This window comes from Paenibacillus endophyticus, assembly GCF_014192395.1.
Lineage (GTDB): Bacteria > Bacillota > Bacilli > Paenibacillales > Paenibacillaceae > Pristimantibacillus > Pristimantibacillus endophyticus.
This window is the reverse complement of the sequence record NZ_JACHXW010000009.1, coordinates 21,876-47,274: the sequence shown is the minus strand read 5'-3', so window position 1 is coordinate 47,274 and position 25,399 is coordinate 21,876. Positions and strand designations below refer to the sequence as shown.

19 protein-coding genes are annotated in these 25,399 nt (G+C 49.7%); 4 read left to right on the top strand and 15 right to left on the bottom strand.

Annotation, left to right across the window (positions count from 1 at the left end; translation table 11 throughout):
• Positions 1 to 12: 12 nt before the first annotated feature.
• Positions 13 to 1,407 carry an asparaginase gene (locus FHS16_RS16035; RefSeq protein ID WP_183564366.1) on the bottom strand — a complete coding sequence of 465 codons (1,395 nt, stop codon included), beginning with the start codon at positions 1,405 to 1,407 and terminating at the stop codon, positions 13 to 15.
• A gap of 608 nt (positions 1,408 to 2,015) precedes the next feature.
• Between FHS16_RS16035 and FHS16_RS16030 the strand changes: the two genes are divergently transcribed.
• Positions 2,016 to 2,210 (top strand): sporulation protein Cse60, encoded by a 195-nt coding sequence (locus FHS16_RS16030; RefSeq protein WP_183564364.1) that lies wholly within the window; start codon positions 2,016 to 2,018, stop codon positions 2,208 to 2,210.
• A 509-nt stretch (positions 2,211 to 2,719) separates the two neighbouring features.
• Here FHS16_RS16030 and FHS16_RS31775 read toward each other — a convergent pair.
• The 6 genes from FHS16_RS31775 to FHS16_RS16000 all read right to left on the bottom strand — a co-directional run bounded on the left by FHS16_RS31775 (position 2,720) and on the right by FHS16_RS16000 (position 12,452).
• A complete protein-coding gene (locus FHS16_RS31775; RefSeq protein ID WP_246431782.1) occupies positions 2,720 to 2,980 on the bottom strand; it encodes an LLM class oxidoreductase in 261 nt (86 codons plus the stop codon).
• 296 nt (positions 2,981 to 3,276) lie between these two features.
• Complete coding sequence (locus tag FHS16_RS16020; protein WP_183564361.1) at positions 3,277 to 4,098, bottom strand: class I SAM-dependent methyltransferase; 822 nt, start codon at positions 4,096 to 4,098, stop codon at positions 3,277 to 3,279.
• 38 nt (positions 4,099 to 4,136) lie between these two features.
• Entirely contained in the window at positions 4,137 to 5,603 is a 1,467-nt protein-coding gene (locus FHS16_RS16015) for an NHL domain-containing protein (protein WP_183564357.1), read from the bottom strand.
• Between the two features lie 28 nt (positions 5,604 to 5,631).
• Positions 5,632 to 8,058, bottom strand: a complete 2,427-nt coding sequence (locus FHS16_RS16010; RefSeq protein WP_183564354.1) for a FecR family protein — start codon at positions 8,056 to 8,058, stop codon at positions 5,632 to 5,634.
• A complete protein-coding gene (locus FHS16_RS16005; protein WP_183564351.1) occupies positions 8,055 to 9,818 on the bottom strand; it encodes a CHASE2 domain-containing protein in 1,764 nt (587 codons plus the stop codon). Before FHS16_RS16005 ends, FHS16_RS16010 begins: the two co-directional genes overlap by 4 nt.
• An 18-nt stretch (positions 9,819 to 9,836) precedes the next feature.
• Positions 9,837 to 12,452: an SLC13 family permease gene (locus FHS16_RS16000; RefSeq protein WP_183564348.1), complete on the bottom strand. Its 2,616-nt coding sequence runs from the start codon at positions 12,450 to 12,452 to the stop codon at positions 9,837 to 9,839.
• Positions 12,453 to 12,651: 199 nt separating this feature from the next.
• Between FHS16_RS16000 and FHS16_RS15995 the strand changes: the two genes are divergently transcribed.
• On the top strand, positions 12,652 to 13,074 hold the full coding sequence (locus FHS16_RS15995; protein ID WP_183564345.1) for a DUF4395 domain-containing protein: 423 nt from the start codon (positions 12,652 to 12,654) through the stop codon (positions 13,072 to 13,074).
• Positions 13,075 to 13,131: 57 nt separating this feature from the next.
• Here the strand turns inward: FHS16_RS15995 and FHS16_RS15990 are convergent, their stop codons facing one another.
• From FHS16_RS15990 to tgl, 8 genes are all read right to left on the bottom strand, one after another.
• Positions 13,132 to 14,118, bottom strand: coding sequence for an oxidoreductase (locus FHS16_RS15990; RefSeq protein WP_183564342.1), 987 nt, complete (start codon positions 14,116 to 14,118; stop codon positions 13,132 to 13,134).
• Between the two features lie 167 nt (positions 14,119 to 14,285).
• Positions 14,286 to 15,590 carry a 6-phospho-beta-glucosidase gene (locus FHS16_RS15985; RefSeq protein ID WP_183564339.1) on the bottom strand — a complete coding sequence of 435 codons (1,305 nt, stop codon included), beginning with the start codon at positions 15,588 to 15,590 and terminating at the stop codon, positions 14,286 to 14,288.
• On the bottom strand, positions 15,575 to 16,570 hold the full coding sequence (locus tag FHS16_RS15980; protein WP_183564336.1) for an N-acetylglucosamine kinase: 996 nt from the start codon (positions 16,568 to 16,570) through the stop codon (positions 15,575 to 15,577). Before FHS16_RS15980 ends, FHS16_RS15985 begins: the two co-directional genes overlap by 16 nt.
• Positions 16,571 to 16,725: 155 nt before the next feature.
• On the bottom strand, positions 16,726 to 18,372 hold the full coding sequence (locus tag FHS16_RS15975; RefSeq protein WP_183564333.1) for an extracellular solute-binding protein: 1,647 nt from the start codon (positions 18,370 to 18,372) through the stop codon (positions 16,726 to 16,728).
• A 59-nt stretch (positions 18,373 to 18,431) separates the two neighbouring features.
• Entirely contained in the window at positions 18,432 to 19,325 is an 894-nt protein-coding gene (locus FHS16_RS15970; RefSeq protein WP_183564330.1) for a carbohydrate ABC transporter permease, read from the bottom strand.
• A 22-nt stretch (positions 19,326 to 19,347) separates the two neighbouring features.
• Positions 19,348 to 20,301 (bottom strand): ABC transporter permease, encoded by a 954-nt coding sequence (locus FHS16_RS15965; protein WP_183564327.1) that lies wholly within the window; start codon positions 20,299 to 20,301, stop codon positions 19,348 to 19,350.
• Positions 20,302 to 20,431: 130 nt separating this feature from the next.
• Positions 20,432 to 21,307, bottom strand: a complete 876-nt coding sequence (locus FHS16_RS15960; protein WP_183564324.1) for an AraC family transcriptional regulator — start codon at positions 21,305 to 21,307, stop codon at positions 20,432 to 20,434.
• Between the two features lie 226 nt (positions 21,308 to 21,533).
• Complete coding sequence (gene tgl / locus FHS16_RS15955) at positions 21,534 to 22,352, bottom strand: spore coat transglutaminase TGL (protein WP_183564321.1); 819 nt, start codon at positions 22,350 to 22,352, stop codon at positions 21,534 to 21,536.
• A gap of 323 nt (positions 22,353 to 22,675) precedes the next feature.
• Here tgl and FHS16_RS15950 point away from each other — a divergent pair, with 323 nt between their 5' ends.
• Together FHS16_RS15950 and FHS16_RS15945 are read left to right on the top strand one after the other, a co-directional pair.
• Positions 22,676 to 23,203 carry a hypothetical protein gene (locus FHS16_RS15950; protein ID WP_246431781.1) on the top strand — a complete coding sequence of 176 codons (528 nt, stop codon included), beginning with the start codon at positions 22,676 to 22,678 and terminating at the stop codon, positions 23,201 to 23,203.
• 23 nt (positions 23,204 to 23,226) lie between these two features.
• The gene (locus FHS16_RS15945; protein ID WP_246431780.1) at positions 23,227 to 25,386 is read left to right on the top strand and encodes an ATP-binding cassette domain-containing protein; all 2,160 of its coding nucleotides are present in this window, start codon (positions 23,227 to 23,229) and stop codon (positions 25,384 to 25,386) included.
• The last annotated feature ends 13 nt before the right edge of the window (positions 25,387 to 25,399 follow it).

Genomic DNA, 25,399 nt, shown 5'->3' with positions numbered 1-25,399 from the left:
TCCTCTCCGAATTTATGGCGTCACCGGTACTGTTTCAGTCGTTGGCTCTGTTGCAGGCTCCGTAGTTGGATCAATTGTGGAATCTGCTGTTGGTGCTGTTGTCGGCTCCGTTGTTGGAGAAGCAGTAGCCGTTGGAAGCACAGCCTCCGGAGTAGGTTCCGTTACGATCGGCTCTTCCACGGAAGTGCTCAATACCGTATTCTCATCAACGGAAATTTCCACATCCTGCGTACCGAAAGTCGTAAACCAATTTCTGATTGTACTCACGTCATTCGTAAATGCAAGTGATAGCAACAGCATCATGCGGGCATGCGCCGCATTAAGATTGTCCCCGCCAATTACATTACCGCTGCCGCTGTCATAGATGGAACCCGAACCCGTTCTCGTCGTCGATACAAACACGACACCTTTATCTTTAATTGCCGCTGAACGCGCTGTGCTTAGCTGCGAAGAAATGCCGCCAGCACCCGTACCTGCTGTTACGATACCTTTTGCCCCATCTGCTACAAGTCCGCGAATCGCGCCGCCGCCAGCTTCTTGGTAGCTGTATACGATCTCTACGATAGGCAGGCTGTCTTTCGAAATCGTTCTTAGATCAAACGGCGATGCCCAAGTGGATTTGCCTGCTTTCGCCGCTCTTGCAGGAGCACGGTAAATGCGAACCGCCGGATCATCTACATAACCAAGCGCACCGAACATCGGAGCATCAAACGTATCATTGCGGTGTGCATTCGTTTTTGTAACTTCACGCGCCGCATAAATCACATCATTCAGCATGACAACGGTGCCGAACCATTTTGTTTTGTCGCTGCCTGCCACTTTAATCGCTTGATATAGATTGGCAGGTCCGTCTGTTCCGATAACATCCCACGGTCTCATGGCACCTGTCACAACGACTGGCTTCTCGCTGCGTACCGTTAGGTCCAGGAAGTACGCAATTTCTTCCATCGTATCCGTACCTGTCGTTACAACAGCGCTATCGTATATTTTGAGCGCCGCATCTACCGCTAGCGATAGATCATAAAGCTCTTTGATCGTGTATCCGCCTGATCCTTTATTGCCGAACTGGAAGGTGGATACATCTGCAGTTTTATGTTTCGGAAGCTGGGCAACTAGATCAGCCATCTTGAACGTACCCGCTGCATAGTTTTGGAAATTGGTTTTGTCATCGTCTCTCGCTTTACCAGCAAGCGTCCCCCCTGTTGCTACTACAATAACATTAGGCAAACTTGATGTTTGATGTTCAGATGAAAGAGCCGGAATATCAAAGGTTGGCAGTCCCGGCGCTTCCTCAGCACGGACATAGTTGCTTTTCGCCAGCACGCCTACCATCGCCGCTAACAGCGAAAGCACCAGCAATGGGACGAGCACTTTTTTAGCTAACTCACTCTTAACAATTTGTGTCATGTTATTCTCCTCCAATGTTATATATTTCTCTCTTTTCTACTCAATCAGTCTATTTCACGTTATGTTTTATAACAAGTTAAAAATAGTCCAAAAAATCGCATACATCTTCTTTTACCTTCATTTTACCTCTAATTTTACCGATTTCCTCACTATATTAGTTGATACAATTGCTAGATCATCTTCTTAAATTTAGAAAAAAAGGTCATTCGTCCTATTCCGCTAATACTATATTAATACTGTTGATATACCGTTTTATTTATAAATGTATCTGAATATATTTCCCTATTATCCCTTGTCTTTCCGATGAAAGAGAAGAGATTTCCGAGCCTTCCATACCATAAAGTAATTTTAGTAAATATTAGGAAAATTATTATCAAAATATGATTTACATTATATCTAACAACTGAATATATAACATATATGTAACATACATATATGCCTCCAAATCCTTTTCGCGACAATATCGTCCATTCCATACACTACAGTATTCGCCTCATTCCGGTTGACACCCTCATTCCCCAATGCTATGGTGGACGTGAGCAGGCATTCCGCTACTTTGGCGGGGTGCCTATCTGTCTATTTGGAAATGAAGGAGGAGAGAAGTCAGCATGATTCAAGTGAAAGAATTTATTGATACGGATACGGTATTTGCCGAGAAGAGAGCCAACGAGTTTCTAGCGGAGCTAAACGATGATCAAGTCATTAATATTTGTTACGGCTCCATGATCAAGACCGCTACGTCCGGCAATACCTACCAACGGAGCACCATTCTAGTCATATATAAGCAGCATGCAGAAAAGTAATAAGGAAAGCGGGTGATCCATCATTAAGCCCCGTCAGGATCATTTTGAGCCACAAAAGACGCAGGGGAACGAGGAACAGGACATTCGAGGCATCCAAAAAGATAAGTGGGAAGTTTTCTTTCGACTTTTATCTTATACGGCAGCAGTCGGGCTGATAGCGGCAGCGATCGGCTACACCGTTTATCTGGTTATTAAACAATAAGCACGCTGTCATGAAGATGTTAACACTCACTGAAGCTCGGAGGTTAGCCATGAACGACACTACTAACGATAGACTGTTTATGTTGAAAAGCGGAATATTCACAAAGCCATAGTCCCCCTCCCCCTTTTTTAGAAATGCAAAAAGCAAGCTGCTCGTGCCCTTAAGGCACTAACAGCTTGCTTTTTGCATTGCGGCCCTATTATCGTTAAGCATGCCCCTGTACGGCAAGGCGTGCATGACGGAAATGACCTTCAGCCGGATGCTCCAAGCCGAGATGCTCACGAAGCGTATTGCCCGTATAATCCTCTCAGAACAAACCGCGCTCTTGCAAAATCGGCACAACCTGATCCACAAAATCATCAAGTCCGCCCGGTAAAACAGGAGCCATAATATTAAATCCGTCGCAGCCGTATTCCTCGAACCAATGCTGAATCATATCTGCCAGCTGAACGGGCGTCCCAACGAATTGAAGATGCCCCCGTGCCCCCAGCATTCTTCTGCCAAGCTCCAGCATGGACAGCTTTTCATTACGCGCCATATCCATCACAAGCTGTACTCGGCTTTTCATCCCATTGGACGCTTCGACGGGATCCGGAATATCGGGAAGCTGTTCATCCAGCGAATGCTTATCTTCCCGTTCATCCTGCCATTATACATGGAAATACGATGGGCAGTCATTGCTGCTCAACAAGGCGAAGCGACTGTCGCCGTCCTTTGGCTGCGCGGCGTCTTTTCAATCAGACGCCATCGTTTCGACGAAACGTATAGAGAAAGAATGAGCATACCTATATTTTTCCTATACGTCAAAAAATGCTGCCTGAAGGGTCTTTCCACCCATTCGGACAGCATTTTTATTCCGACTCGTTACTTCACGCCCAAGCGCATCCTGTAGCTAAACCTTACGTCCAAGCTTCTTCCTGCAAAATAGTGCTCAACACTGCTTTGGAATTGCCGCAGCTGCTCTTCCAGCTCCGTCGAGCCCAGCTTGAACACCGTCTGAATGCCCCCTTGGCTAACGACTAGCCCAACATACCTCTTGGCGTCGCAGGTCTCCAAGTTATGGAAGACAATTTCCTTCGAGAAGCGGAACAAGCCGCTGTTGTGGATATGCGTCAAATGTTTTTCCTTATCGCGCTTGCTCGCCCGATCCTTCTCCGGCACATGCTTATTGATAATTTCCTCTGATCGGTCAATAAGCTTTTTATATTCCGCTTCGACTGCCCAGTGCAGCGTTGGCGGCCAGTCACAATCGTAAGCTGCGAATATCCCCTCAGGCTTAAGCACACGGGCGAATTCCCGCAGCGTGCTAACCGGCTCCATCCAGTGGAAGGATTGCGAGCAGGTCAGCACGTCAACGCTCTCCGCATCCAAAGAAAGCTTGTCCGAATAACCTTTGACGAACGATATGGACGCTTCGCCGCCTTGCTCCGGCAGCCTCGAAATCGCTTTGCCTCTCATATCGTCATTCGGCTCAAAGCCGATGATCCGATCGGCATGGCCCAGCCACACGTAGGATGACAAGCCCGTCCCGCAGCCGACATCGGCCACCAAGCTAGGTGTACGGCCGAGATAGCCCGTCAAGATATCAATGACGGCTTGCGGCGCTTTCGGCCGATGCTGATCATAATCATTTTCGAAGCCCGAGAATCGGTCTACATTATTTTGCGAATGGCTTCCTGAAGTCATGGCACTGCCTCCATTCCAGCTAAAGGGAGTTAGGCGATTTATTGCCCACTAGCCATAATGATAGCATTAAATTCCGAGTCATGCGCTAGCAGGAAGGTAGCAGCATCCGCCAAATAGTCTGCCTCGACATACAATGCGCCTTTTTCCAATATAACGGTGCGTTTGGCATTTACCTTGAGTGTCAGCTTCCACGATTGCTTTGCAAGCTGCACTTCCTGCGCAGCCGCGTTCCATTTGACCTCCGCACCCCAAGACGCGAATACCGCCCTAACTGGCAAATACGTCTTATCGCCTTTCTTAAACGGCTTTTGGGCGTTCGCGAACTCGACCCGCTTGCCTTCCAGCCATACCTGAACATCCTTGCCAGCAGGGAGCAGTTCAGTACCCTCCACTAACTCTTGTTTGGTGAGAATCGGTTTAAGCGTCTTCGCGTCAACTTCAAGCCGCTTCACGCTGTCGTTCAGCGTGTCAGCAATGTATAACTTGCCTGCTGAATAAAGCAGCGAGGAAGGCTGATTGAATTGCGCAGCGTCTGCGCTCCCAACCACGTTGCCAGGCGCGCTTTGGCCAGCAATGGAAATAACTTTCCCCGCCCGTACGGCCCGAATGCGGTTATTAAGACTGTCCGCAACGTATAACACGCCATCCGCATACGCGAGCCCTCTAGGACGATCGAAACGCGCATCAGCGCTCGTGCCGTTCACGTAGCCGCCTGCCATATAACCTGTGGTTGCATCAACCGTTGTCGGTTTGCCGGCAACCGTTGTTACTTTGCCATCCCGAATATAACGAATCAAATGATTGCCGCTGTCCGCAACGTACAAACCGCCTTTCTCATCAAAAGCAAGGCCCATCGGCTCGTTGAATTTGGCTTCAGCCGCGCCGCCATCCTTGTAACCGCCCGCTTCGCCAGCCGCTCCGGCGAAAGTCGTCGTTACGCCTTCAGGGGAGATCATACGAATGACATTGTTGAGCGTATCCGCTACATAGACATTATCCTTAGTGTCTATCGCAAGGCCAGCCGGGGCATTGAACTGCGCATCACCGAATTTGCCGTCCTTATAGCCAGGCTTGCCGTCACCGGCAGCCGTATACACCCTTTCCTTCGCCACCCTGCGTACTACATGGTTATCTGTATCACTCACATAGATTAAGCCTTTGCTGTTCACCGCGGAGTATGACGGATGGTTAAACGCAGCATTAACCGTCGTTCCATCCAAATACCCGCTTGCCGTCTGTGTCGTAACCGCAGTCAGCTTGTTATCCTGCCACTTGCTGATTTGGTTGCTTCCTGCACTCACGACGATCAATCCGCCGCCTTCTGCCTCGGCCAGCCCCCAAGGCTGGCTGATTTTCCCGATGGCTTGAACGATCATCGCAGCGCTCGTCTGCTCGGTTATTAAGGCTGGCTCCGCAGCGGTCGCCGCATATGCACTTCCATTAAGCAGGACCAATGCCGTCGCAAGCGCCGTCCCTGCTGCTAATATACGAAATTTCGTTTTCATCCTGTTGCTCCCTTCCTTTTGTCAATCGTTATACTAGAGGTATCTTTACATGAATTCCTAAGTACAACCGGGTCTGCCCCGACTCGCTATCCATAATGGGTATGGAAAGCTCATACCACCCCGGTTGAACATTTAATGCGCTAAAATATTCAGCCAATAATGTCAGTGTTTTTATATCCCCTTCACCCGATATCGCATAGACGCCGTTCAATTCATAAGGCGGCTCAAATTCGCTTTCTTCGGATAGCATATACAGTTCCGGCTGCCCTATTTCAAACCCATAGGTGTTAATCAATACTTCTTTATCCAACTGATTCGGATCTTCATGGACAAATTCGACCTCTCGCGTTAACAATGCTGCTTTATGGGTCATAGAAACCGACCGAAATTCCTTCTGCACGTCAAGTGTCTCGGCATTCATTAGAGATTCAGCAGCAATCGTTACGGATAGGACTGTGCCATATTCCATTTCATTCTCCAATTTCACAATAAGCTGCGTGGCATCGCTCGGGTCAACAAACACGCTCTCAATGTCAAGCTCAATGGCAGAACCCTCTATCGGCCCTTCGCTTCCCGCAATCAACGCAGGAGGGAACTCTTGCGAATCCGGCATTACAATTACGCTAACGTCGGAATGGTTAATCGGCATACCATCAGCTGATGCAATGTTCGACGTAAAGGGTAAAATCAACGTGCTGCTATCTGGCGTGTACGCCATATACTCAATCGGTACAGGAGGCTTCTTAGCGACGATGTTTATAACTCGCGTTACATAATGCGCTTGGCCTCTATTATCTTGAAGATTAATAATGACCTCATATCTTGCCGGGTCTAGCAATTGGAAGTTCGTTATATTAAGAGTAATGGCCAATCGGTTTGGCCCAACCATAAAAGTGTTCATCACATATTGCTCTAGCTCATATTCAAACTCAGAGCCGCAGCCTTGTTCGTAATACCGCCCTGGAATCGGGTACTCCCCTGTCTCCGGGCACACTTTATTTATTCGAATATCAGCTCCAACTTCAGAATCGTAAGGAATTTGATATCCGAGCGTGTACAACTCTACAGCTACCAGCCCTACTCCGTCATCCGAATCGTCCTCATGCTTATACTCCCTTTCAAAAGGTTCCTGTTCGAATATAAATTCGATATCCTGGCCAGATTCGTTATGGCTCGTAACCAGATCATCTTCTTGAATAACATTCGTTTCTGCATTCTTCAGTTGGCCAGCTAGAATTGTAAATCTAATTTTTGATCCATATTCAATCGGCTCCGATAGCTGCACGTGCAGCTGCTTCGGAGAAACCGAGCTAACAGAAACCTTATCGACGATGGCTCTTTCTTCGAAACGCTCCATTTCATCATCAAATACTTCTAGCTTCACAATCCTCGAGCCGTCCTCAGGAAACGAGCTGTTAGGACCGTTGTAAGCAACCGAGGTTGTAAAAGGCAAATAGAACGATTTGTCATTAGAAATATAGGATTTAACCCCTCTATATAGTGCATCCAGATCCAGCAATGGAGGTACTGGCTCTTCTGTAGGCGTCGGCGGCTCTGTCGCTATCGGCGTTGCTGTAGGTGTCGCCGTTGGCGCCGGTGTTGGCGTTGGCGTTGGCGCTGCCGTCGGTGCCTGTGTCGGCACCACTACGCTGCCTCCCCCGCCAATTTGGCTCGAACCGTCATCGTAAACGATTTTGGTGTCGCCTGGTTTACTTCCGTTTTCCTTCAAGGCAGCAGCTGCTTCCTCTTGCTTTTTAACCGCAATCAGCTGTTTAACCTGCTCGATTAGCGATTTATCTGCCTTCGCATCCTTCTCCAGCAGGGCAAGGTAATGCTCCAGACCAACTAAAGGAAGATCACGATAATCCAGCTTCTCTTTATCGCCGCCATTCGCATCCAGCCCCAGCTGTTCGTTCGGGTTAACGATCGTCTCTTCCTCGAGCTGTTCGCCGTGCTTCGTCTTCACTGCTCCTTCAAAAACACCGACGTAGCTTTCGCCTTCTTCATATTGCACTGTAAATTGCGTCCCCATTACGCCCATGATAGCGGTTGGCGTCTCAATCTCGAAACGCGAATCCCCATCCAGCTTTTTCTTGATCGTAATAAGCACTTTGCCCTTCAATAGGCTCAGGCTCGTCTTACCGCCCAGCGCCTTCGCGCTTTTGACCAGCTCGCTGATCACAAGCGTCGTGCCGGAACCAATCGTAACCTGCTTGTCGCTGTCCAGATCCAGCGTAATTTTGCCGTCACTGCCCGTTATAACCGTATCGCCTTGCGTTAAAGCCATGCCTTTGAACGCATTAAACTTTTTCGAGCCGCCGCCCTTTTTCACTTCCGCTTTGCCCGCAGTCGCAGTAATCTTACCTGCCTTGTCCGTGTCCTTCGCCATGACCGTCGTTGGCATAACGATAGCCAGCACTAGCAGCGAAATAAACAGCAGCTTTAATGTCCTCATTGTATTCCCTCCAGCTCATAGATTGTAATGCCCTGCTCCTTGCCCTTTACCTTGATCTCGCCTAGCGGGGCCGCATGAATTCGTCCCTTCACCCTTTGGTATACGGCATCGCTCACAATAATTTGGCCAGGCTTCGCGTTGCTCTCCAGCCTCGCCGCCGTATTCACCGTGTCGCCTATCGCCGTGTAGTCCATCCTGCTCTTCGAGCCGATATTGCCAAAGACAGCCGGTCCAGTATGGATACCAAGACCAAACTTCACGCCAAAGCCGAATCGTTCAATCAGCTTGCGCTCCAGCGCAGCCGAACCTTCCTTCATGGCCCATGCCGCTTCTACCGCACGCATCGGATGGTCCTCCAGAAGCAGCGGAGCATTGAAAATAGCCATGGCCGCGTCCCCTATAAACTTGTCCAGCGTGCCGTCGAATTTAAAGATGCAGTTAGCCGCAAGATCGAGGTACTCATTTAATATTTCTACGATTTCCTCCGGCTCCGCCTTCTCCGAGAGCGGTGTGAAGCCGCGGATATCAACAAACAGCACTGTTAACTCCCTGCGCGTACCGCCTAGCTTAAGGCCATCCTCGCCGTTTTTCAGAATCTGGTTTACCACCTCTGGCGCAACATACCTACCGAATATATCGGTCACACGGCGGCGCTCGAACAGCTCTTCCACATAATGAAAGCCAACGACGATTATGCAGCTAACAACAAGCAGCGGAACGACGTAGCCGACCGAAATAATAATGCCTTTTTCATATAAATATCGGCCCCCAAGCACGAATACCGCAATGATGACAGCAACCGCCGAGAAAGAAATAACCATATTCCATTTCCGGAACAGGAAGAAAGCTAGCGCTGCCGCAAGCAATAGAACAAGCTCGTTCCACTTCCATTCCAGCTTCTGCTTCAGATCCTCATCCAGCAGCGCTTGAATAATATTGGCGTGGATTTCCACCCCATACATGAGGCTTTTTACCTGCAGCGGCGTAAGATAATCATCCTTGAATCCCGTTGCATAAGGGCCAATCAACACGATCCTATCCTTGAAATATTCAGCAGGAACATCGCCGTTCAGTACCGCTGAATAAGGAATGGCCTCGTATTGTCCGGGGCGGCCCGTGTACGAAATAGGAAATTGGCCAAATGAGTCCAGCGGAAGCATATCCGCATTCACCGTTTCTCCGAGCCGTTCCATAAACATACGGTAGACAACCCAGGAAAAGCTCTCTACCCGCTCCCCTTCATCCATGAAGCTATATAAGGAATTGCGTACGACGTGGTCTCGATCCGGTATCGTATTGATATGCCCGACTGCTGCTGCAGCCGCCTTAAGCTCCGGGAAGGGCTCGGACATTTCAAGCGCCTCGATATCCCCCTCTTTGGCAGAGGAAGCGAATGTTCCGTACACAGGCATGACCACATTGCCCGCATTCTTAGTTGCGCTAATCAACGCATCATCCGACGAGGGGTCATCTGCAGAAGGCGCTGGGAACGTGACGTCGAACGCGATGACCGCAGGGTCACCCGCATCGAGCGTTTCAATAAGCTGCGCATGAACATTCCGGTTCCACGGCCAGCTGCCATACTCCGTTACGCTCTCGTCATCGATTGCGATAATTGCGATGCGCGTATCAATATCGCCTTCCTTCTGCATAAAGCGGTCTTGGAAGAAATAGTCCATGGTGTCCAGAGAGCCCCGATACATCAGGAACATGGATAAAGCGGTCAAGACCGCAATAATATGGATCAGCTTTATTTTCATCAAATTCACCCCTCGCTGTTACGAAATAAGACCAAGCCACATCCAATAAGGCACGCTTAGAGCCGCAGCCAGCAGCACAGCCAGCCCATACCATAAAGCAACCCTCTGCGCCTGCCGATGCGAGAACGCTTTTCCCTCCGTACTGTAGTAAGCTGTTAAATAAGTCGGAGACTGATAAGCAAAGAAAAACGGATCGGTTGCCAGCAGAATTACAAATACGAGCACCCAAGGGTGAATGCCAACCACTTCACCCAAGGGGACGAGCGCCGTTACCAGCAGTATAACTGCCGGATCGTCGCGAATAACAAACGTTATGACAAAGGAAACCAAAATAACGGCTGTAATAAACAAGACGGGACTGGCCATAAAAACGGACATATGCACGCCAAGAAATTCCGACAGCAGCTCAGCAATGCCAAGCTGTCCGGCGACTCCCGCAAAGCTGAATGCCGCGCCGAGGAAGAGCAGAAACGTCCAATCGATGCCCGTCGCTATCGTCTGCTTATCCAGCACGCCACTTGTAACTAGCACCGCGAAGCCAATCAGCATAATCCACGTGCTGTCCATGCTGTGAAGCGGCTGAAGAACCATCAGCCCAATACAGCCTATAACCGTCCACATGGACACCCTCTCATCCTTCGTAAGAGGACCCAGCAAGCGCAGCTGTTCATTCAATACCTCGCCCGCGACTAGCTTGGCAGGCTCCAGCTTGCGGAACAAAAAGCGAAGAATGACAAGCATAACGATGCCAAACACGATAAAGGCAGGCAGCGCATAGAGCAGCCATTGCATCCAGGATATCCCTTTATCCGCCTTCGCAAGGCCATAGGCCATTACATTCGTATAAGAGCCTGTCAGGACAAAGGGAGCAGTGAAGCCGAAGAAGATCATGGCAACGAGCCCAAGCCCCGCGGCTCCTTTGCTTTTCTCGCCATAGCCAAGCGACTCCGCCAGCGTCTGCGCCATCGGTACGCCGATCGAAACTTTGGCGGAAGAGGAAGGAAGCATCGGATTCAGCAGCACGCCTCCAGCAACGATGCCCCAGAGCTGGCCGCGATAGCTAGCCGGAAACCGTTTGAGCGCATGCAGCGCAAAGCGGTAGGATATGCCCGACTTTGTAATAACCGCACTGATCGCCATGATGAAGATCATGAACAGCCACGAGCTTGAGCCGAAGCCCGACAATGCAATCTCAGGCGAGGCTACCCCGCCCAGCACCCATAACATAATCATGCCGAGCGCCACTACATAATCAGGCAAGACCGGCACGATCCACATCACGACCGCCGCCAATGAAATGCCAATAAATCGCATTCCCGCTTCAGATAATCCACCGAACGGTTCAAGGATAAAAGATAAAATAATACATAGAATCGATAGGATAACGGCTGCTGCCTCTGCGGCACGGTTTCCTTTGAGCAGCCTTCCGGCACCCTGAACAAGCAGGTCACTTCGCTTTTTCGCCAACTTTTGCTTAGCAAGCCCATATGCCCGGTCCGTGTTCAGCGCTCCGCCTTTTGACGAGAACGTGCCCGCTAGCGTGTCAGCAAGATGCAAATACTCCAGCGCCTGATTATTTCTGCCTGCTGCCCTGCAAAGCTCAGTTCCGCACTCATACAGAAATAAAAGCTCCTGCGGCTGGAAGACATGCCCATGATCTAATGCCGCTTCTACAACGGACAAGCCCGTTTCAGGAGCGTTTCTTTCGCAATATTGCAAAAAATGCTGGAGAACAGGATAGTTAACGGCTAATAAATCCCTCGGGCAACGGTTAATGGTACGAAATAGATCCGTTCGTTGCTGGTCGGCCACATCGCCCGCTACTCGTGCATACGTATCCAGCGCTACAGGCCAATTGCCCTTGTCTCCCTGTACAATAATAAAAGCGACCCAGTCATTCTGCGCCACGTACCAAGACACCGCTTTATCAACCCAAGAAGCCATCTCTTCATAACCGTAGCGTTCCTTGCTAATATCGTTCAACACGGGCTTAAGTCCGTTTGTTAGAGCAAGCCATTCTGATGTTCTTGGATGGTCTTGAAAGCATTTCTCTAGGAAGGGATTGTGCAAAAGTTCGTTGTCTATTGAAATTTGGAAGGTATGCTCGGCAAGCCTCTTGCTAACAAGTGGAACGTGAGCGCACCACAGCAGAAACCGGGATGTCTGTTCGCGCATTTGGCTAAGCTCATGGAGAACGCGTTCGGTTTCGGTCTTTTTGGCGGCTTGCAGCCTACCGTTTGTCGAAATTAATCGCTGTGAGAGCAGTTTAATAAAGTAGGCGGAAAAAACGGCATTCTCCGCAACTAGTCGCTCAAACATGAGGCTGTCAATGACATAAAGCACGGATGGCTCCGCAGTTATAGCTTCCGCAGACCTCGCTTCACCGGTAAGCAGCGCCATCTCTCCGACGACCTCGCCCGCTCCGAGTACCGCAAGGGATCTCCTCACCTGCCCGTCTACATGCGAGAAAAGCTCAATCGACCCACTTTCTACAATATACATGCAATCGCCAAGGTCGCCTTGGCGGAACAGCCTCGTGCCGGCGGCAGCCTCCTGTTTCTCCATCATGCCGAGAAGCTTCGCCAGCTCCATATTCGATAATCCTCTAAACATATCAATGCCAGTAAGATTCACCTATTAATCTACCTCATATCAGCTAAACTAGTACTTTAGTTTCATAGGCCTATTATATATGAATAGTGAAAATAATGGATAGTTGTCGAAAGTTATCTAAAAATAATTTTTATCAGATGTCTTGAAATACCTGTTGCTAAATGTTCAGCCATTCACTACTATAAATTATATAAATCCAATACGGAAAGTTGGTATTTAGATGAAAGAAATTCCGATTCCTTACGTCCGCAGCAATCAGACAGGCATTGTTATCTTTCTGCTTATTGCAATTGGACTGCAGCTGCCTTGGCTCATAGAGGTCTTGTTTATAATCCAAATCATCGGACTCCTTGCAGGCCCGAAAGCAAATGCTTTCATTCTAGCAGCCCGCCCTTTCCTCACTCGCTTCTTGCCCGCAGCGCAGACAGAAGCAGCCGAGCTGCAGCGCTTCAACAACTCGCTCGGCGTAGGCTTTCTCACCTTGTCGCTGCTTAGCTTTGCTTTCGGCTGGACTGCAGCCGGCTATATTTTTGCCGGGATGATGGGCGCTGCGGCTCTTGCAGCCATTCTCGGCTATTGCATCGGCTGCACGATTTACTTCCAGTACAAGCAATTTCGCGCGCGACGCTTGAAACGAGGCTAACGCTGCCTGAACCGCAGCCCCAGATGCCGCAAATCCATATTGACCGATATCTCTCTGCTACAGCTTAATAATAACCCTGCCGCTGGACCGTCCAGCCAGCAGGGCATCGACATGAGCACTTACCTGCTCCAGCCCGATTTCCGTGAATAGTTCGCCCAGCACGCTTGGTTTATATTCGCCCGCCAGCAGCTCCCAAACCTTGAGTCGCTTATCCATGCCCGCCATAACCGAATCAATTCCAATCAATCGAACCGCCCTAATAATGAACGGGAATACCGTTGCAGGCAGCCCGGAGCCTCCGGTCAAGCCGCTCGCCGCGACAACGCCGCCGTATTTCATTTGCGATAGAAGCGCTGCCAGCGTCTCGCCGCCGACGCAATCAATCGCTCCCGCCCATCGCTGCTTGTCCAGCGCCTTCTTCGCGCCTGCCCCAAGCTCCTCGCGCGCGAGAATACGTTTAACGCCTAGCTCCCGCAGATAGCCGCTCTTATCCGCTTTCCCCGTACTCGCGGCTACCTCGTATCCGAGTTTGGCCGCAATGGCGGCAGCGACGCTTCCTACTCCGCCCGTAGCTCCCGTTACCAGAATAGGGCCATCCTCTGGGCGAATGCCGCTCTGCTGCAGCTCGTATACCGACAAGCCTGCCGTAAAGCCCGCCGTCCCCAGTATCATCGCTTCTTTCATTGTCAGATTTTCAGGCAGCTTTACCGCCCACTCAGCAGGCACTCTCGCGTATTCGCTGTACCCGCCGTAATGGATGACTCCGAGACCATAACCCGTCACTATAATTTGTTCGCCAGGCCGGAATCCGTCGTCTTCGCTTGCGACAATCGTACCCGCAAGGTCAATGCCCGGTACGAAGGGATAGCTCTTCACAACGCCTCCGCCTGCCTTACACGCCAGCGCATCCTTGTAGTTCACGCTTGAATACGCTACTCGTATGAGCAGCTCGCCTTCAGGCAGGTCCTTAACCTCCAATCGTTTGATGCCAGCAGCAACTTTTCCATCTATATGATCGATGACTAACGCTTTGAAACCAGGCATGCGCATTCCTCCATCCATCTATTCAGAGAGCTTCCCTCCGAGTTGTTCACTCATCTTCGTTCACTCTACAGTAGCAGTTTTCATAGCGAAATGCGACTTGCCGGATACGCACGCAAAAGGATGCCGCAGCCGATTGGCAGCGAGCATCCCTAACATGCGTTATTTTTCTATTCAGCGAAAAACAGTGGCAAATAGGCCTTGTTCCGCCCCAGCATCTCATCAAGCATAAGCTGGGCGTCATTCGTCGAATCCACTAGCGGATGATGCGCCAGCGCCAGCAGCGCAGTGTCCCTATTGCCCGTAACGGCTGCCTCAATAGCAAGCTGCTCATACACCTTGACCGCATGGATAAGCCCTTTGGCAGCGGCAGGCACGATCGCTACCTTCTGCGGAATCGGCCCTTCCTTGGTCACGATGCAATTCACCTCGATGCATGCGTCATCCGGAAGGAAATCCAGCACGCCTTGGTTCGGAACGTTCAACGTTTGAATATCGCGGCTGTCATTGTACAGCGAGTTCATCAGCTTAACCGCCGCCTCAGAATAATAAGCCCCGCCGCGCTGCTCAAGCTGCTTTGGCTTTTCCGATAAATTCGGGTCCTTGTATATGTCAAACAACTCGTCCTCAAGCCGCTGAACGGTCTCAGCGCGCGTCTCCCCTTTGGCAGCCGCAGTCTGCTGCTCCGCCAATATTTCACGCTTTAAGTAGAAATATTTGAGGTAATACGAAGGAATCGCCCCCAGCGAACGAAGCAAGCTGCCATTCCATGCGTATTGCGGTACGTTTTTAGCCGAATAGCCGTCCTCGTTGTTCAGCAGCTCCTCCAGCTTGGATTCTCCGTTCACCGTAATGGTGCTGATCCAATGCAGGTGGTTAAGCCCCGCAAACTCGCAATAAATGTTTTCGATCGGCACTTGATACACATTTTTCAGCCATTTATAGGCCGCGATCGGGGAGTTGCATAAACCGACGGATTTAATTTTCGAATATTTGTGAATCGCTTCCGTAACCATTCCCGCTGGATTCGTGAAATTAAGCAGCCACGCATTCGGGCAAAGCTCCTCCATATCCTTGCAAATCTCAAGCAGGACGGGAATCGTGCGCAGTGCCTTCATCATGCCTCCGGCACCAGTCGTCTCTTGTCCGATCATCTTGTACTTAAGCGGAATCGACTCGTCCCAGCCGCGCGCCTCCAGCCTGCCGACCCGCATTTGCGTCGTGACGAAATCAGCGCCTGCGAGCACCGATCGCCGATCCAGCGTCAGATTCAGTTTAATCGGCAAGCCTGATTTTTCGATCATTCGAATGGCCAGATGCCCTACAATCGCCAGCTTATTGCGGCCCGCTTCAATATCAACCAGCACAATCTCCGTAACCGGAAAGGTTTCATAGTTCAAGATAAAGCCCTCAATTAATTCCGGCGTATAGGAAGACCCGCCACCAATCACAACTACTTTTAGTCCAGCACCCATTCTACAGGAGCCTCCTTCACAGCCAGATACTTGTACAAGCTTGCGTATACGGACTCTTCGATAGCGGGAGCCGTTTTTTCCATGGCTAATAAAATAGCGCCAGCTGCAGGTTCCATCGTCAATACGGACAGGCGGCAATTTGGGGCAGCCTGCTGTGCGCTTCGCGCAATAAAAGGAGCAATATAGCGACTGTCGCCCCGAGTGAGCACACTGCCGACCATCACAAGATCAAATACGTCATCCTGCATGCTTAGCTTCCGAATAACGGCACTGGCTGCCAAGCCGAGCTCCTCGCCCTGCCGTTGCAAAATCATGCTGGCAACCGTATCCCCTTGCTCAGCCGCTTCGAATAAGAGCTTCGCAAGCATATGGGGAACGTGCCTGCTTTCATCGAGGAAATCATGGAACATAAGCTCTACCGATGCATAATTCAGCATGCGAAGCGTCAAATCCGTCAGCAGCGTCGCCTGCTCCCGGCCTTCCCATGCCCGAATAACCGAGCGAAAAACCTCTACCGCGAGATTGCTGCCCCCGCCAAAATCACCATAGGCATAACCAAATCCGCCGCACTGAACGTGATCGCCATGCTTGTTAATCCCGTAGCTGTTCGTACCGCTTCCGCAAATGACGACAACGCCATCAGGCTGCTTCGTTCCAGCCCTTAAACCAATAACCGTATCGCATACAATGTCATGATGCGAAAAACCCAGCTGAGCAATCATCGGCCGCAAAATTTTAAAATCCGCCTCGCGATCCGCTCCCGCCAGTCCAAAAACGGCATATGCAATGTCCGCTTTTACAACTGCTGCTTGCCGCAATGCTTGCATCACAGCAGCTTCAATATTGTCTTTTGCCAGCTCCACGCCTAATTGATGATTGCCGCAGCCGCTCTCGCCAAGCCCAATGACGCGCCCGGTCTGATCCGTTACGACAGCAATCGTCTTGCTTCCTCCGCCATCAACACCCAAATAATATGTCAAATATGATCGCTCCCATGTGAATGCTTGGTTTAGAAGACTGCCCACGTTCTCCTTGCAGGGAGCACGCCTTGCAGGAGCAATTCCCCGCAAAGCGCACAGTCTCCAAACCATTGCAGCAGATTGCATTTAGCGCGTAGCGCTGACTGCTCGTTTGATTATTTCAGCTTGCTTACATTTTCTTGCCACTTCTCGGTTTTGTATTTCAATAGGCGCTCATAGCCCGCTTTTTGCGCATCTGCCTCAGCCTTGTCCAATATGCTCGCCACTTCTTCATCCGAAGCTGCGTTCATAATGGCTTTGGCTCTTGCTTTCTCGTAAATATCATGCACGCTTTGGGCTACGATGCCTTCATCCGTATCACCCGCTGGATCCAGGTTAACGAATTCCGTCGTATTGTACTGCGTCTTCCACGTAATCTCCGATTGCCAGTACGTTTCCCAGCTGCGTTTCTCCGCAGGGAGCGTGGACTCGAATTTCATTTTGGAATTATCTACATAAACGGTATTCCCATTCCATTGGAAGTTGACGGTAGCTGCCATAAGCGCTTCGCGCCCTTCAATGTCCGATGTGAATTTCTCAGTGAATAACGGCACCTCGTCCGCATCCGCCCCGTCCCAGTACAAACCTTCAGGGCCCCACATAATGGTACGTTGGCCTTCCGGGCCCGTGAACCAATCCAAGAACGCGAAGATAGCTTCCGGATCTTTGGCTGCTTTCGTAATCACGCTCACGTTCCAACCAAGCTGCTTGTAATCGCCTGGGAAAATTTTGTTTTTATCAAGTCCCGCTTTATGAACCGGCCATACCATAATGTAGCCTGCACTTGGATCTGCCGCTTTAAGCAGCGCATTCCCCTTCGCACCGAACTCCGTTGGGCTGGATGCAGCGTACACCGCAATTTTGCCCGTTACGACCTTCTGCTCAACCTGCTCCAGCTTTTGCGTGAACGAATCTTGCGAGATAAGCTTCTCGCGATACAGCTTGCTCGCATATTGAATCGATTCGCGGTAAACGGGATCCGTGAAGATCGAACCCAGCGTATCGCCATTTGGTACGGCCTTCATCGCATTATACGTATAAGGACGATTCTCGCCGAACGCCGACACCAATATATCGATACCTGATGCGCTTTGCCCTACTTCAAGAGGCACAACATCCGGGTATTTCTCCTTAACCTGTGTCAAATATGCATAAAGGTCATCTGTTGTTTCAAGACTAGGAGAGCCAAGCTCCTCGTAAATCTTCTTGTTTACCAGGTACCCAGCGTTGCCGTTCGGCTGCGTGGTGTACCAGTTCGGGAATTGGTACAGCTTGCCGTCAGGCGAGCGCAGCATGTCAAGCGTCGCTTCCCCTGCCCATTTTTTCAAATTCGGGTATTTATCCAAATAGTCATCAAACGGAACAAGCAACCCTTCAGAGCGAAGCTTCTCTACATCCGCGTCGCGCTCCATCCAGATTACGTCCGGAAGCTCCTGCGAGACGATCATCGTGTTCAACTTCTGCTTGGCAGCGCCGCCAGAGCTGACCGGAACCACGTTTACTTTTTTATTGTCTTGAATCCACTTTGTAGCGAGATCCTCGCCCCAAGGCGGCATCGTGTACCAGTCATAGTGCCCGTAAAAAGAGAATTCGAGCGGCTGCTCACCCAAAACATATGCGGCTGCGGTGGACTCTGGGGCGTTGTTAGCTCCCTCCCCTGATTCCGAATTTGCCTCCTTATTGCTCGCGCACCCCGTTAATACCAGACCCAAGACAAGTGTGACTGACAATGCCGCTTGAAACGTTTTACTGAATTTAGTCATCGCCCAAACTCCCTTCCGCCTATTTATCTATGGTTAAAGCTAACGCCTTGAACCCGTGGTTATTCCTTCAAGGAACCGATAAGAACACCTTTCACGAAATACTTTTGCACAAAAGGGTACACGCATAGGATAGGGACAGTCGCTACCATCATCGTAGCCATCGAGAGCGACTTCGTCGTAACAGCACGCATCGAGCTCATTCGTCCCTGCGCTGCCGAGTCCATCTGAGACATCTGCTCGAGCATAATATTGGAGTTTAATATTTGTTGAAGCTTGGTCTGAATGGGAAGCAGGTCAATGTTGGAAATGTACAGGCTCGGCGAGAACCAGTCGTTCCAGTGGTACACCGCCGTGAATAAGGAAAGCGTTGCAATAACAGGCCCCGATAGCGGAAAAATGATTCGGAACAGGATGCCCCAATTGCTGGAGCCGTCAATCTGGGCCGATTCCTCAAGACCGCCGGGAATGCCCATGAAGAAGGTTCGGAATATAATCATGTTCCACACGCTGATTATCCCGGGGATAACCATAACCCAGAACGAATTCATCAGATCAAGCTCACGAATGAGCAAATAGCTCGGGATCAATCCACCGCTGAAATACATCGTCAATATGCAAAAGACCATATAGAACTTTTTGCCGATCAGATTTTTCTTCGTCATGCCGTATGCGAAGATCGCCGTGGCCGCAATGGACAAGACCGTTCCGACAAGCGTGCGAAGCACCGAGATGATGAAGCCATTAACCAGTCGCTTATCCTTGAATACCACCTCGTAGTTGTCCAAGGAGAACACCCGCGGCCAGAAGGTAATGCCGCCGAGCATCGTATCGGTTCCCGCGTTAAACGAAATGACCGCAGCGTTCCAGAAGGGATAGAAGGCAGTAAAGCCGAGTATAAACAATAGAAGATAGTTGACCGTTACAAAGGTTTTATCGCCAAAGGATAATTTCATCGCTGCGCCTCCCTTTCACTCTTTACCACAAGCTGTTGCCCGACCTGCGAGCCATATAGTTCGCGCCTGCCAGCAAGCCTACGCTGATTACGGCTTTGAACAAACCGGCAGCTGTTGCATAGGAGAATCGGGAATTCTGGATGCCTACCCGGTACACATAAGTATCAATAACGTCGCTCACGTCACGCAGCACGGGATTTCCCGCAAGGAGCAAGATGTCCTCGAATCCGGCATTAAGCAGATTGCCGATCGCTAGGATGGAGAAGACGACGACGACAGGCAGAATGGACGGAATTGTAATCGAGAAAATCTGCCTCACCCTGCTTGCTCCGTCTATCGAGGCCGCTTCGTACAAATGCGGATTAATGCCGGCTATGGCAGCCAAATACACGATGGAAGCAAATCCGATTTCTTTCCAGACGCCGGTTGTGACGAGAATGGCCCAGAAATATTCAGGCAAGGATAGGAAGTTAATGGGCTCTTTAATGAGATGCAGCGACTCCAGCAGAATATTCAAGCTGCCGTTGTCCGTCGAGAGCATCGATACGACAAAGCCGGATACGATAACCCAGGATAAGAAGTGAGGCAGATAGCTGATGGTCTGTACGATGCGTTTGAAGGTACGGTTATGAACCTCGTTCAGCATAAGCGCGAGCAGAATCGGCGCCGGGAAACCGATGCCAAGCTTGAGCAGGCTGATGATCAAGGTATTCCGCATAACCGTCCAAAATTCAGGAGCATTGAAGAACATTTCGAAATGCTTGAAGCCCACCCAAGGGCTGTTCAGGAAACCTTTGAAAATACTGTAATCTTGGAAAGCCATCAGCACGCCGTACATCGGAATATAGCTGAATACAAAAATGAAGAGCAGCGCGGGTATGACCATGAGTTGAATATCCCATTGCTTAATGAATCGTTTCGCGAGCCCTGGCTGCTTGAACACATGCTGTAGTTTTCTAATTTCAGTCTCGAGCATGGTACCCCCTCCTTTTCATGTTAGTTTCGTTAACCTATCGCGTCATGTTTTTACTATATCTTTATTTTAGCTTGCAGCCTGCGTGCATTCTCCTCTTAAACGATTGATAACTGGCACTATCTTACTGTTTTCATCCTGAAATGCTTCTTGAGATTTTGGGAGAGGACCCGATATGCTTTTTGAATAATCGATTGAAGTTAGACAAGCTGCGAAAGCCGCATTCCATGGCAATGTCCGTAATTTTCATGTCGCTGGTCTCAAGCAGCGTGACTGCGTGCTCTAGACGGATATGGATCAAATAAAGCAAAGGCGGCGTGCCCACAGCCCTTCGGAAGAGATCGCTAAACCTTGAAGGACTTAAATAGACGAGTCCAGCCAGCTCTTCCAGCGTCCATGGATGGGCGAAATTCCGCTCCATATCGTAGATCACCTTGCGCATTTTCTCCAGCTGCCTTGCACCCATGCTGTCCTTCTCCTTGCCTACTCCTTCCCTGCGAAAGTAACGATTCACGCAAGCCAGGAAACGAAGCATATTGGCGAATACAATTGATCCGTACGAGGCTTCGCCCTTGAGATGCTCATCTTGAAGCTCCTTAAGCAGCCTTCTAAGCTCATCGATATGAGGCTCATTCCTGTCGAGCAAATTGGTGAAATGAACGCCCATATCCTTGAAGGGGCACAGGATTTCGGGATCATAACGAAGGGCATTCATGAACCAATTGGCATCAAAGGAGATAACCTGCATGACAAGATCCTTCGTCTCATATGCGCAGTGGAGATCATTCGAATTAATGAGGAGAATGTCCCCTTCTTGAAATTCGAACGTTTGGCCGTTAATGATGTAATAGCCCGTACCTGATTTGATCCAATTAATCTCGAGCACATCATGCCAGTGAAGCTTCTGATAATAGGCAGAGACACCTATCGTATCCACCACCTGAATCGGATAATTTTTGGCCAAAGCAAGCTTTTCTCTCGGAATATCCGAGCCCCGCACAACGGTCATAACAACCTCTCCTTTTATCAAAAGTATGTAATCTATCAATCCCTCTCCCAAAACCTCACACATATATTCCGCAATATTCGATAATTTTCTTCTCTTTTTCTCATATTACCTCATTATATGTCAAATAACATCACACAACTTTCGAGTGTTTTCCACAAAAAAACGCCTTCTCCTGTGTATATCAGGAAAAGACGCTCCTGCCCTATTGACATGCTTGGCGCAGTTATTAGTATCTAATGGTGCCTAATCCGATTCTGCCTGCAATACCCGTATACTCGTGTTGGCCGCCCTCGTCCCACCAGGCATCCCGAACAGATAGGCCCCGCAAATACTCAAAATCGGGGTACACGACCAAATCCTGCAAATAAGCAGAGATCGTACTGTTCTCTTTTCGCATGCGATTCAGCGCTTGAATAATGTCCTGGCCTGTTTCAATGCCGATCCCATGTCCGAAATAGAGATTATCGTCCAACATGACGACATTCTCCCCCTGCCACTCAGGCGTCTCCGGATCATGCTCCGGGTTTTTGAAATAAAGCACGTCGCCGGGATACGCTTCGTTTTTGTTATAGGCCGTAATTAAGCTTAAATCGCGGTCATACTGCCAGTCCCTTAAAAACAGGTTTTTAAAGTAAGCATTAAAGACGGCATCGCCAACCGTATCAAGCACCGCTTTATACAAAATAATGATGATTGCACCCGCGCATTCAAATCCGTATAAATGCCCGTTTTCGAATATATCGTTGATGCCTACAGACGGCAGAACGCCTCCTTTCAATTGAAAGCCTCCGTTTTCCGTACGCGTCCAGAACTGCTCATTGCACTTTGAACCGGCAAAGGTCGCGAAGCTCACGCCGCTGGCATAGAGCGATTTGCCCGCCTCTACGATATGCGTTCGCGTCTTCAGCTCAAACTCCAGGGCATCTACTGAAGGGTAGCGATATACGACCTGGCTTTGCCGCTTATCCTGCAATATTTTACGCTCCAGCTCCGTTAACGTCAGCGGATTCATGGAGAACATTTGATTGCCCGCAATAAGTATCATCCACATGCTCCTCCCTCTCACTCATCATGTACCTGGGTTATTGTACGTGTAAAAATATTTTTTGTGAGTCGTGATCGAGATGCTTCTGCCTGTCCTGTAACGGGGCAAGAACAGCTGCGGAGCAGAATGCCGATGATTAAAGCAACGCTGCTTTGCATAACCCAAACGTGCCTGCTGAATTGAAATGAGAGAATTCTCCGTCTCAGCTCTTTTTTTCTGTATCGTCATGCCTGCCTCGTTTCCTGTCGAATCCGCGATTCATCTTCTGTTGTTTGTCTGACCGTGTTATAATTTGTCCACATCCCCAATGAAAGGTAATCCTAATGATGAGCTACTATTTCTCGGCATGTTCCACAGTAAACTATCAGGAAACCTATATCAGCTTTTTGCTTGAGCATTATGAGCACTTAAACCTCCCTTATTCCTTTCAGACCTCTCTCGGCTATATTTCCAGTCCTATTCTAATGGGTAAGGACAGCATCATCATTTGGAATGCTCAGGATGAGCCTGCGGGTGCAATCGGTTTTATTCACGGCACTGGCGATCATAGTTACGAGGATCGAAACATCATACAGATTCAGGTACTATTTCTCAAAAAAAGCAGCCGCAGCGGAAGGACTTTCCTTCGATCCATGCAGTTTCTAGGCCAATACCTGGCACAGATAAACGAGCCTGTCACAGAGCTGCGCTTCTGGATTCCAGCCCAGTCCGCGCTTCAAAAGCTGTGTGCCAAATGGGCCGTGAAAAGCCAGTCACAAGCGACAGAGTACGGCGATATCGAGGAATATCGGATGGACTATGCCCTCTGGCATGCCGCTGTAATGAGGTATCCTCATGAACTATACTATTAAGCGCAGAAGGAGCAGACCTTAACATGATGCTTACCGTTTTGAAATACATGGCAAGCTGCATGCGTGCTTACAGATCGCTAGCCGCATTGTTTTTCACTCTGCTGCTGCTCGACCTCGCATTTATATCACTTGCCCCTTTAAGCTTCCAGCTGCTTATTGATCGGGCCATTCTACCAAAGGACATGAATGCCTTTGCGATCATTCTAACAGTGCTTGCCGTCAGCGGCGTCCTTTGCTTAAGCGCAGGCGTGGTCAGCGACCGCATTCTCGCCAAGCTGAGCGCACATATCCAGCAGGATTTGCGGAAGCGTCTTTTCGAGCATATGCAGCAGGTTAATATGGGCTTCTTCGAGAAAAAGCGGTCAAGCGAGCTGCTTTCTTATTTCACCGTTGATTTGCCTTCAATTGAAAGGGCTATGAACGCTATAATGACCATTGGCATGCAGTCCATAACGGTCGTATCTATCAGTACAATTGTCTTATTTTATTTGCAATGGAGCATGGCGCTGGTCATTGTCTTGGGAGCCGCTATTATATTTGCGGGTCCTTACCTGCTAGGCCGCCGTGCTGAGGCCATCAACATTAGCCATAAGGAACAGCTGGACCTGTTGGTCGGCGATATTCAAGAAAACATTAAAGCACAGAAGGTTATTAAAGGGTTCAATCTACAGCAGGCGATGACGAACAAGTTCGCCAAACGTCTGCAAGCCATGTTTCTGATCCATTATCGAAAAAACGTAATCGGCTCGCAATTGGAACGCCTGCCTATGATTAGTCTGCTTCTTGTTAATTTGTCCATTATCGGTTTCGGCTCCTATCTGGCGCTTCGCGGTCATATTACGCTTGGCGCCTTGGTGGCTTTTTTCACCATGTATACGTCTATGGGCAATTCCGTATTCAACTTAACCTTTATCATCCCGGTATTCACGGATGCATCCGTCAGCATAGACCGAATGAACAGCCTTCTCCATGCCCCCAAAGAAGCGTCAGGCAGTCTCTCTTTACCAGCTGGCATCGATTCAAAACCCGACATTCGGTTCTCGGATGTTTCATTCCGGTATAACGAGGAGCAGGAAGCGCTCAAACGGATCGACCTGCGCATTGCCGCAGGCACGACTGCCGCATTCGTAGGGTCAAGCGGCTCAGGCAAAAGCACGCTCGTTCAATTGATACTGGGATTCTATCAACCAAGCTCAGGCCACATCGAAATTAACGGAATTCCGATGCAAGATATAAACCTCGGTTCATATCGGGAGCAGATCGGCTCCGTATTCCAAGAGAACTTCCTGTTCCGCGGAACCATTCTAGACAATATTCGCATCAGTAAGCCGAGCGCAACAAAGGAAGAGGTTATCGAAGCAGCCAAAAAAGCGGAGATTCACGTGTACATTATGACCCTCTCCGGCGGCTATGACACCATGGTGCAGGATGAAGGCTCTAATTTCTCCGGAGGCCAGCGGCAAAGGCTCGCCATTGCCCGCGCCATATTGAAAAACCCGCAAATCCTGCTGCTGGACGAAGCCACGTCCGCGCTGGATCCGATATCCGAGGCTTCCATTAACCGAACCTTTAAGGAGCTCTCACAAAACCGAACAGTCATTACAGTTACCCACCGGCTTGCTTCCATAACACACGCTAACCAGATTTATGTATTCGATAAGGGCGAGCTGGTAGGCAGCGGCCCGCATCAGGAATTGCTGGCAGAAGGCGGCTATTATAAGGAGCTATGGGACAAGCAGAACGGCATGCAGGTTTCAAGCAATGGACGGGAAGCTGATATTGACGAGGAAAGACTTGCGAAGCTGCCTTTCTTTCAAGGCGTGGATACGGAGATTCTGAAGGAAATACGCAGTCTCTTCAATACAGAGAGCTTTGCTGCGAAGCAGCAGGTTATTCAAGCCGGCGAGCAAGGCGAAAAGTTTTACTTGATTGCACGGGGCCGTGTCGAGGTATCTCGCAAAAACATCGATGTCGAAGGCGGCAAACAGCATTTGGCTATCCTGGAGGACGGCGATCATTTCGGCGAAATCGCACTGCTTAACAACGTGCCGCGGACAGCCGACATAACAGCCTTAACCCCCTGCGTGTTTTTGACGCTGCAGCGGAAAGGGCTTCATTACGTGCTGTCGAAGCATCCGGAAATTAACGACCGTGTAAGAAAAACGCTGCAGGAACGCAAGTAAAGGGGGTTGGAAT